At 66.5% G+C, this 9,630-nt stretch carries 10 protein-coding genes; 3 read left to right on the top strand and 7 right to left on the bottom strand.

The features are described 5' to 3' along the window. Positions 1–166: 166 nt before the first annotated feature. Complete coding sequence (locus tag AC1DT7_RS12975) at positions 167–931, top strand: TorF family putative porin (protein WP_478036376.1); 765 nt, start codon at positions 167–169, stop codon at positions 929–931. Between the two features lie 48 nt (positions 932–979). Here AC1DT7_RS12975 and AC1DT7_RS12980 read toward each other — a convergent pair whose 3' ends face one another. The 7 genes from AC1DT7_RS12980 to ileS form a co-directional block, all read right to left on the bottom strand. Further along, positions 980–2,524, bottom strand: a complete 1,545-nt coding sequence (locus tag AC1DT7_RS12980; protein WP_478036378.1) for an ATP-binding cassette domain-containing protein — start codon at positions 2,522–2,524, stop codon at positions 980–982. After that, a complete protein-coding gene (locus AC1DT7_RS12985) occupies positions 2,521–3,303 on the bottom strand; it encodes an ABC transporter permease (RefSeq protein ID WP_478036379.1) in 783 nt (260 codons plus the stop codon). Before AC1DT7_RS12985 ends, AC1DT7_RS12980 begins: the two co-directional genes overlap by 4 nt. Continuing rightward, positions 3,300–4,214 carry an ABC transporter permease gene (locus AC1DT7_RS12990; protein ID WP_478036381.1) on the bottom strand — a complete coding sequence of 305 codons (915 nt, stop codon included), beginning with the start codon at positions 4,212–4,214 and terminating at the stop codon, positions 3,300–3,302. The genes AC1DT7_RS12985 and AC1DT7_RS12990 overlap by 4 nt, the downstream gene beginning before the upstream one ends. Before the next feature lie 2 nt (positions 4,215–4,216). Then, complete coding sequence (locus AC1DT7_RS12995) at positions 4,217–4,633, bottom strand: endonuclease domain-containing protein (RefSeq protein ID WP_478036382.1); 417 nt, start codon at positions 4,631–4,633, stop codon at positions 4,217–4,219. Between the two features lie 127 nt (positions 4,634–4,760). Beyond that, on the bottom strand, positions 4,761–5,177 hold the full coding sequence (locus AC1DT7_RS13000) for a DUF3035 domain-containing protein (protein WP_478036384.1): 417 nt from the start codon (positions 5,175–5,177) through the stop codon (positions 4,761–4,763). Continuing rightward, the gene (gene lspA, locus AC1DT7_RS13005) at positions 5,170–5,688 is read right to left on the bottom strand and encodes a signal peptidase II (RefSeq protein ID WP_478036386.1); all 519 of its coding nucleotides are present in this window, start codon (positions 5,686–5,688) and stop codon (positions 5,170–5,172) included. Before lspA ends, AC1DT7_RS13000 begins: the two co-directional genes overlap by 8 nt. Continuing rightward, on the bottom strand, positions 5,688–8,594 hold the full coding sequence (gene ileS / locus AC1DT7_RS13010) for an isoleucine--tRNA ligase (protein WP_478036387.1): 2,907 nt from the start codon (positions 8,592–8,594) through the stop codon (positions 5,688–5,690). The genes lspA and ileS overlap by 1 nt, the downstream gene beginning before the upstream one ends. A gap of 510 nt (positions 8,595–9,104) precedes the next feature. On the opposite strand from ileS, the gene AC1DT7_RS13015 reads away from it, so the two are divergent. Both AC1DT7_RS13015 and AC1DT7_RS13020 read left to right on the top strand, forming a co-directional pair. Further along, complete coding sequence (locus AC1DT7_RS13015; RefSeq protein ID WP_478036388.1) at positions 9,105–9,353, top strand: hypothetical protein; 249 nt, start codon at positions 9,105–9,107, stop codon at positions 9,351–9,353. A gap of 117 nt (positions 9,354–9,470) precedes the next feature. Beyond that, on the top strand, positions 9,471–9,630 hold a 160-nt coding region (locus tag AC1DT7_RS13020; RefSeq protein WP_478036398.1), incomplete at its 3' end, for a transposase family protein.

Genomic DNA, 9,630 nt, shown 5'->3' on the forward strand with positions numbered 1-9,630 from the left:
CAAACCGGCGGGCGTGTGACAGAATTATGTTGTGCAGCGCAGCGCATTTCGGCAATCTTTCCTTACCGAACGGAAACATTGGCACGGGGTCGTTACACGGCCCACCACAGATGCCTCGTCCTTCGGCCTGCAGGTGGGGACCCGTTTTCAATTGAAAGGGACACCCATGCGCTATTCCACGATCAGCCTCAGCGCGCTGATGCTCGCCTTCGCCACGCCGGCTTTTGCGGATGACACCGCGCCGCCGCCGCCGATCACGATCAATGGCAGCGCCACGATCGTGTCCGATTACCGCTTCCGCGGCATCTCGCAGACCGACAAGAACATCGCCGTCCAGGGCGGCATCACGGTCAGCCACGAATCCGGCTTCTATGTCTCGGCTTGGGGCTCCTCGGTCAGCAACTATGTGACCGCGGCCGTCACCGGCACGCAGGAACTCGACCTGATCGCCGGCTTCAAGAAGACCGTGAACGGCACGACCTTCGACATCGGCGCGCTGTATTACGTCTATCCGAAGACGAAGATCAGCGGCGACAAGAGCAGCTCCGACTTCATCGAGCCCTATGTCTCGGTCGCGCACACCTTCGGCCCGGTCACGGCCAAGGCGACGGCGAACTATGCGCCGAAGCAGAAGGCCCTGGCGCTCGACCAGATCGGCCCGAAGCAGGACAATCTGTACCTCGCCGGCGACCTGTCGGCGGCTATCCCCGGCACGCCGATCGGCCTGACCGGTCACCTCGGCCACACCTTCGGCCCGAGCTGGCTTTCGATCGGCAAGGAATATACCGATTGGGGCCTCGGCGCGACGGTGACCTACAAGGCACTGACCTTCGGCGTTTCCTACGTCGATACGGACGGCGACTTCATCACCTATACCGGCAAGAATGCCTCCAAGGCGGGTGCGGTCTTCTCGATCGGCGCCTCTTTCTAAGCAGGTCGTCACGGGTAAGAGGGGACGGCGCGAACCGTCCCCTTTTGCTTATCCGCTCGCGGCGACCAGCGCCTTCGCCGCCGCCGATCGTGGCGCGGTGACGATCATGTCGGCCGGCCCCTCTTCGACGATCCGTCCCGCGTCCATCACCGCGATGCGGTGACACAGCCGGCGCGCCACCGCGATGTCGTGAGTGATCATCAGGATCGCGAGCCCGCGCATCCGCTGCAACCGTTCGAGCAGTTCGAGAATCCGGCCAGCCACCAGCACGTCGAGCGCCGATGTCGCCTCATCCAGGATCAGCAGATCGGGCGACGCGACCAACGCCCGCGCGATCGCCACACGCTGCGCCTGCCCGCCGGACAGGCCGGCCGGGCGGCGGTCGGCAAAGCCCGCGCCCAGCTCCACCGTTTCCAGCGCCTCGATCGCACATGAACGGCGGTCCGCGGCAGTCAGGTCGGGCTTCAGGTGACGGAGCGGTTCGGCAACGCTTTCCACGACCGTCCATTGCGGATCGAGGCTCGCCGACGGATCCTGGAACACCGCCTGGATCAGCGCGCGATGCTTACGCCGCATCGCGCGGCGAGGCGGCAGCGGCTCGCCGCGCCATCTCACCTCGCCGCTGTCGCATGGCCCGATCCGCCCGATGGCGCGCGCCAGGGTCGATTTACCGGAGCCCGACGACCCGACGATCGCCAGCGCCTCGCCCTCGGCAAGTCTCAGCGACGCACCGTCCACCGCGGCGATCCGCCCGCCCCGCCAGCCGGGTGCGGGAAAGCCGACATGGACTCCATTGGCTTCGAGCAAGGTCCTGCCCGTCGCCGGCAGCTCCGGCGCCGGATCGTCCAGCCTCGGGCTTGCGGCGATCAGGGCACGGGCCGCGTTGCCGGCCGGGCGTGTCATGACCTCGCCCGTCACGCCGGCCTCCGCAACCTGCCCCGCCTCGAGCACCACGATCCGATCGGCATGGCGCCCGACGAGCGCGAGATCGTGGCTGACCATCAGCAGGCCCAGCCCGTCGTCGCGCAACCGTGCCAGCACCTCCATGATCGCATGCCGCAGATGCGCATCGAGCGCGCTGGTCAGCTCGTCGGCGACCAGCAGCGAAGGGCCATGCGCGATGGCGGCGGCGATCAGCACGCGCTGGCGCTCGCCGCCGGACAGGCGGTGCGGATAGGCGTCGAGCGTCGCCTCGGGCCTGGCCAGCCCTACCCGGTCGAGCATCGCCGCCAGCGCAGCCCGATCGGGCCGCGGCCCGCCCAGCGCAGTCGCCGCTTCGGTCAATTGCGCGCCAATCTTCAGGTGCGGCGTGAGCGCGGTCAGCGGATGCTGGAAGACGAAGCCGGCACGGGCGCGGATCGGACGCAGATCGGTTTCGGTCAGGCCGACCAGTTCATGCCCCTCGAACCGCGCCGACCCGTTGGCGATGCCCGCGCTCAACCCGAACGGCGCGAGGCAGGACAGGCTCTTGCCCGATCCCGAGGCGCCCACCAGCGCGGTGCAGTGGCCGGGTTCGACCGTAAAGCCGACGTCGCGGACCAGCGACGTACCGCCGATCGCCACGCCGAGCCGCTCGACGGCATAGAGCGTCACCGCGCGAGCCGATCGCGCAGCCGCTCGCCCAGCGCGGTCAAGGCGAGGATCAGGCCGACCAGCACCCCGCCGGGCACCAGCAGGGCGAGCGGCGCGACGTCCATGTCCTCGGCGCCGTCATGGACGAGAATGCCGAGCGAGGTGAGCGGCTCCTGCACGCCAAGGCCGAGGAAGGAGAGGAAGCTTTCGACCATCACCACCTGCGGAACGGTCAGCAACAGATAGGCAAGCGCCACGCCGGCGACATTGGGCAGCACATGGCGCAGCAGGATAGCCCCGGAAGGCGCCCCGGCCGCCTCGGCCGCGAGGATGAAGGGCCGGTGGCGCAGCGCCATCACCTGCCCGCGCACCACCCGCGCCATGGTGAGCCACTCGACCGCCCCGATGCCGAGGAACACCAGCAGGATCGACCGGCCGAACACGACCATCAGCAGGATAACGACGAACATGAAGGGCAGCGCATAGAGCGCGTCGACCACGCGCATCATCGCCTCGTCCACCCGCCCGCCGACCCAGCCGGCGATCGCGCCCCAGACAGTGCCGATCAAAAGGGCGACCAGCGCCGCCGCGCCGGCGACCGCCAGGGTGACCCGCGTGCCGACCAGGGTCCGGGTCAGCAGGTCGCGCCCGACGCTGTCGGTTCCGAGCAGATGGCCATGGGTGAACGCCGCGGCACGGACATTTTCCCAGTCGATCTGGTCATAGCCCCAGGGCAGCATGAGCGGCAGCAGCAGCGCCGCCAGCACGACCGCGACGATGGTCCCCCCGGCCAGCTTCATCCGCGCACCCGCGGGTCGAGCCAGCCATAGGCAAGGTCGGCGATCAGGTTGAAGAGCAGGATCAGGCCAGCATAGAGAATCACCACCCCGAGCACGAGCGGATAGTCCCGGTTGAGCGCGCCCTGCACGAAGTAGCGACCGAGCCCCGGCAGGCCGAACACCGTCTCGATCACCACCGCGCCGGTAAGCAGTCCGGCGGCCGCGGGGCCGAGATAGCTCACCACCGGTACCAGCGCGGGCCTCAGGGCGTGGCGCCACAGGATGATGCGGGGCGCAAGGCCACGCGCACGGGCGGTCAGCACATGATCCTGCGCCAGCGCCGTGGCGAGGCCGGCACGCGCCAGCCGGGCGATCGCCCCCGCGACCGGCAACGCCAGCGCGACCACCGGCAGGACGAGCGACGCGCCGCCGTCGAGGCCGGAGACGGGCAATAGCTGGAGCCATAGCGCGAAGACCAGCGCGAGCGCCGGTCCGGTGACGAACGTCGGGATCGCGGTCAGCAGCGTGGCGGTCGTCATGACCATGCGGTCGGTCAGGCTACCGGCACGCATCCCGGCCAGGGTCGCACCGCCGATGCCGAGCATGAACGCCAGCACTAGCGCGAGGCCGCCAAGCGCCAGCGACACCGGCAAGCCCTGCCCGATCAACGCCCCGACGGTGAAGTCCTTGTAGACCAGCGACGGCCCGAAATCGCCGGTGAGTACGCCCCCGAGATAGCGCACCGCCTGCTCGGGCAGCGGTTTATCGAGGCCATAGGCGGCGGCGAAGGCGGCGCGGGTCGCCGGGTCGAGCGGGCGTTCGGTATCGAAGGGGCTACCCGGCGCAGCGCGCATCAGCACGAACGACAGCAGGATGATCGCGAGCAGCGTGGGAATGGCGGTCGCGAGCCTGCGGATCAGAATCGCGCGCATGGTTAGGGAGCGGACCGCGCGACGGACGCAACACTACTCCCCTCCCGCCTGCGGGAGGGGTTGGGGGAGGGCCTGTCCGCAAGCGCGCGCTCGATTTCGTCCACGACGCCCTCGATCTGTTGCAGCACTTCGTTGTTCCAGAACCGGATCACCCGGAATCCCCGGGCTTCAAGGTACCGCGTTCGTGCCTCATCTGCCGACGCATTTGAATCATGCTGGCCGCCGTCTACCTCGACGATCAGCTTCGTTGCCCGCGAGACGAAATCGCAGATGAACGGGCCTATTGGAACCTGGCGATTGAAACGGACACCGGCGATTTTCCGGGCGCTGAGGTGCGTCCACAACAAGCGTTCGGCATCCGTCGCATTGGCGCGCAATTCGCGAGCCCGGAGCGTCGGTCGACCGTAAGCTTTGTCCAACAGGCCCTCCCCCGACCCAGTGCCATTCGCCTCCGGGTCAACTATGCCCCCAGCATAGTTGAGGGATTGCCGGGGGCAATCCCGACCCGAAGGCGAGTGGCACTCGCAAGCGGGAGGGGAATACGGCTTAGGGATTCGGCGTTGCGGCGCGGGCGTCCTGGCCGTCGCCCTCGGGGGCGGCGACGATGTCGCGGGTGGTCGAGCCCTTGTCGACGACCGCCGTGCCCGGATCGCCCACGGCGGAGCGGATGCCCCCGTCGGCTGAATCGGCGCCGGCTGAATCGAGCGTCGCGCTTTCCGATGCGCTGCGCGCTGACTTGCCGCCGAACAGGGCGTCGAGCGCCTGGGCGTTCGGGCTCACGTCATTGGCGCGCGCAGCGCCCGGCTGGGGCGGGGTCAGGGAGAAGTCGGGCGGAATCACCAGCGGCGCCTGGCGCGCGACGGCGAACTCGTCCGGGCGGGTACGGTCCATGCCGCCATGGCCGCAACCGGCGAGCAGGACGGCCAGGCCGAGCCCGGTTGCGATCGACACCAACTTACGCATTCATATTCTCCACTGAAGCACGCCCTGCCCGCGGCTTGTCGCGCACCAGGAGCGCTCGCACAAGCAGGATGAGCACCCCTATCGTAATCGCCGCATCGGCGACATTGAAGACCAAAAAGGGGCGCCATGCCCCGATGTGGAAATCCGCGAAATCCACGACATAACCGAACCGGATCCGATCAAGGATATTGCCCACCGCGCCGCCGAGCACGAGGCCGAGCGCGACCTGGTCCTGCTTGTTCGGCTCGCGCAGCATCCACACGAGCACCCCGACCGCGATCGCTGCCGTCAGCGCAACCAGACCCCAGCGCATCGCCTCGGTATCCGCGTGCAGCAGGCCGAGCGATACGCCGCGATTGGCGACGAACCGCAGCGTGAAGAAGGAGGTGATATCCCGCCCGAGGCTGGATTCATTGAGGCCGAGCACATCGGTGATGCCATATTTGGTCGCCTGATCGATCACGAACAGGACGGCGCCGGTGGCAAGGCCGACCAGGGGAAGCTCGCGCATTACGACACCACCTTCGCGCAGCGCGTATCGAGCGCGCCGTCCTCGGCCACATCGGGCAGATGCCGCCAGCAGCGGCCGCATTTATGGAAAGCGGTGCGGGTCACCGACACGCTATCGCCGGTCGACACCTTCGCCACGATGAACAGCTCGGCCAGCGCCTCGTTCGACAAGGGCGATTTCGGGACGGTCACTTCCGCCTCGAGGCTGGACCGCACGATCTTCTCGCGGCGCAGCGGTTCGATCGCCTCCGTCACCTGAACGCGCAGCGCGCGGACATCGGCCCAGACGGTCGCGACCGCATCGTCGCCGGGCAGCGCAGGCAGCACCGGCCATTCGAGGAAATGGACCGAACGCTCGTCATCGGGGAAGCGCGCCTGCCACACCTCTTCCGCCGTGAAGCAGATGATCGGCGCGGCATAGCGCACCAGCGCGTGGAAAAGGATGTCGAGCACCGTGCGATACGCGCGCCGCTTGGGATCGTCGGCCGCGTCGCAATAAAGGCTGTCCTTGCGGATATCGAAGAAGAAGGCCGACAGGTCTTCCTGCGCGAAATCCGTGAGCAGCCGCAGATAGCGGTTGAACTCGAAATTCTCGGTCGCCGCCTTCAGCTCGACGTCGAGCCGGCCGAGCAGGTGGAGCACGTACAGCTCCAGCTCGGGCATGTGCCGCGTATCCACCTTCTCCGCATCGCTGAACCCGTCGAGCGCGCCGAGCAGATAGCGGAAGGTGTTGCGCAGCTTGCGATAGGCGTCGGAGGCGGTGCCGAGCACTTCCTTGCCGATCTTCACATCGTCGAAATAATCGGTCGAGGCGACCCACATGCGCAGGATGTCGGCGCCCGATTCATTGATGATCTTCAGCGGATCGACGACATTGCCGAGCGACTTGGACATCTTGCGCCCCTGCCCGTCCAGCGCGAAGCCGTGCGTCAGCACCGCGTCATAGGGCGCGCGGCCACGCGTGCCGGCGCTTTCCAGCAGCGACGACTGGAACCAGCCGCGATGCTGGTCCGAGCCTTCGAGATAGAGGTTGGCGCGAACGCCCTCGCCGTAGCGCGCCTCGATCACGAAGGCGTGGGTCGAACCGCTATCGAACCACACGTCGAGGATGTCGGTGATGACCTCATAATCCTCGGCGCGGTATGTCTCGCCGAGCAGGGCCTGATGGTCGGCCGCGAACCATGCGTCGGCCCCACCCGCCTTGAACGCCTCGACGATGCGCGCATTGACCGCGGAATCGTTGAGATACTGGCCGGTCACGCGGTTCACATAGAGTGCGATCGGCACGCCCCAGGCACGCTGGCGGCTGATGACCCAGTCGGGGCGCCCTTCCACCATCGAGCGGATGCGGTTCTGGCTGCGCGGCGGCACCCAGCGGGTCCGCTCGATCGCGTCGAGCGCGATCTCGCGCAGGGTCGGCGCATTACCGACGCCGTGGCCGAGCATCGGCGCAAGGCCGGCATCGACGCCGAGCTCGATCGGCTCGGCGACGGCGAGGTCCTGCTTGATCTCGTCCATCGGGATGAACCATTGCGGCGTCGCCCGGAAGATCACCTTCGCCTTGGAGCGCCAGCTATGTGGATAGCTGTGCGCGAAGTCGTCCGAGGCGGCGAGCAGCGCGCCGACCTCGCGCAGATCGGTGCAGATCGGCCCGTCCGACGCGACGAACTTCTTGTTGATGACACTGCCCTGCCCGCCCAGCCACAGCCAGTCGGCACGGTACATGCCCGCGCCATCGACCGCGAAGACGGGGTCGATGCCGTGCGCCTTGCAGAGGAGGAAATCGTCCTCGCCGTGATCTGGGGCCATATGGACCAGGCCGGTGCCGGCGTCAGTGGTGACGAAGTCGCCGGGCAGGAATGGACGCGGCTTGGCGAAGAAGCCGCCGAGATGGTGCATCGGGTGGCGGGCGACGGCGCCGGCAAGGTCGGAGCCTTTGAAGCGTGCCACTTCAACCAGATGCGAATCTTCTCCACCCGTCCAATATTTACGGAAGCGCTTTTCGAACTCGGCTCGCAGCGCATTATCTGCAGCGATGAGAACTCGGCGACCATTCTGCCAACGCAAGTCTGGTTCACCGTCGCGCCAGTGCGGCTTCACCACATCGTAGAGAGCGTACTCGATCTCCGGCCCATAGCTCAGCGCCTGGTTCACCGGGATCGTCCAGGGCGTGGTCGTCCAGATCACTGCATAAGCACCGACCAGCTCGGGCGCGTTCGGTGCCTCGGTGATCTCGAACGCCACGTCGATCTGGGTCGACACCACATCCTCATATTCGACCTCGGCCTCGGCCAAAGCGGTCTTCTCTACCGGCGACCACATCACCGGCTTGGCGCCGCGATAAAGCTGGCCGCTCTCGGCGAACTTCAGCAGCTCGTTCACGATGGCGGCTTCCGCCTCGTACTTCATGGTGAGGTACGGGTCTGCCCAGTCGCCCATCACGCCGAGCCGCTCGAACTGGACGCGCTGCACCGCGACCCATTTCTCGGCATAGGCGCGGCATTCGGCGCGGAACTGGGCGACCGGCACCTGATCCTTGTCGAGCTTCTTCGCGCGATACGCCTCCTCGACCTTCCATTCGATCGGCAGGCCGTGGCAATCCCAGCCGGGCACATAAGGCGCGTCCTTGCCCAGCAGGGACTGGCTGCGGACGATGATGTCCTTCAGCACCTTGTTCATGGCGTGGCCCATATGGATGTCGCCATTGGCGTAGGGCGGGCCGTCATGAAGGATGAAGCGCTCGCGCCCCTTACGCTGTTCGCGCAGGCGATCGTACAGGCCGATCTTTGCCCAGCGCTCCAGGATCGCCGGTTCCTTCTGGGCGAGGCCGGCCTTCATGGGGAAATCGGTCTTCGGGAGGAAGACGGTGTCGCGATAGTCGCGCTGGGTATCGGATGTGTCGGTCATGAGTCAGCGGGCTTTAGACGAGAGGGTGGTGGGTTGAAAGACCCGCGCTGCCCGAGCGCGGATACAGACGCAGTGTTGGAGGGCAAGTATTCCCGCGGGCTTGATATATCCGGCCGGGACGAGCCGCCGGGGCGACCCCAGACAGCCGGCGATTTTTGCCACCCACCTGCGAGAGGTCCGGAAGCGCGTGCAATTTGCAGCCGGGAAAAATCTTTCCGCACTCGGGCCGCAAGAGTATCTGACCCGGCGCCGCAGGTATTTCCGGGCGATGGGCGGATCCAGCCACCGCCGCCACCGGTCGCGAGCAATAATTATGCGACAGGTATCGGATTTTCTTCAATCTTTACTTCAGACCCTGTCGGTCGAGCCCGGCGACCATACCAACACGCCCACCACGCACGACTCGGCGTCACGCTTGCCCTTTAACCGATACTTAGGCACGATTAGGCGGAACAACCCACCGCGCGCACTCGTCTATCGGGAATAAATAAACCCGAAGGGAGAGCGGGAATGACAATGGCCGGCGACGACGAAATTGCCCAACTCGCGCACGAGACGATGACGATGGGCGAACGCTGCCTCGACTCGATCGAGCGCAACATCGCCCAGGCGACTCAGGCCAGCCGGTGGGACGAAGTGCAGAAATGGTGCCGCGTCCGCTTCCGCATCCAGCGACTCTGGCAGGAACAGCGCCGCAACGACGAGCTTTATATACGCCGCGTACGGGCAGGCACGCGACCGGGGCTGCGGCTGGTCTGAACGCCAACGCGTTTCCCCTCTCCCAGCGGGCAGGGGAATCGCATATGGCGATAAGGGTCTGGCGCAGTTTGCCAGATTGGATTCTGTATCGTCTCCTGGATTGCCTGGGAGGAGCAGATGCGGGGTTTCCAAGAGCTATTCGAGGTTGTGCCGGACCCTCGTCGTGCGAATGTCAGTCATGCCTTGCCGGACATATTGCTGATAGCGTTTGCAGCGGTGCTGTGCGGGGCGGAGACGTGCGTCGATATCGCCGAATTTGGCGAAGCGAAGCTGGATT

The sequence above is a fragment of the Sphingomonas sp. P3_C6 genome (assembly GCF_056402595.1).

Bases quoted from the DNA above. Each gene is read 5' to 3' on its own strand.
- AC1DT7_RS12975 (WP_478036376.1), top strand. From the start codon at position 167: ATGCGCTATTCCACGATCAGCCTCAGCGCGCTGATGCTCGCCTTCGCC.
- AC1DT7_RS12985 (WP_478036379.1), bottom strand. From the start codon at position 3,303: ATGAAGCTGGCCGGGGGGACCATCGTCGCGGTCGTGCTGGCGGCGCTG.
- AC1DT7_RS12990 (WP_478036381.1), bottom strand. From the start codon at position 4,214: ATGCGCGCGATTCTGATCCGCAGGCTCGCGACCGCCATTCCCACGCTG.
- AC1DT7_RS13000 (WP_478036384.1), bottom strand. From the start codon at position 5,177: ATGCGTAAGTTGGTGTCGATCGCAACCGGGCTCGGCCTGGCCGTCCTG.
- lspA (WP_478036386.1), bottom strand. From the start codon at position 5,688: ATGCGCGAGCTTCCCCTGGTCGGCCTTGCCACCGGCGCCGTCCTGTTC.
- ileS (WP_478036387.1), bottom strand. From the start codon at position 8,594: ATGACCGACACATCCGATACCCAGCGCGACTATCGCGACACCGTCTTC.
- AC1DT7_RS13015 (WP_478036388.1), top strand. From the start codon at position 9,105: ATGACAATGGCCGGCGACGACGAAATTGCCCAACTCGCGCACGAGACG.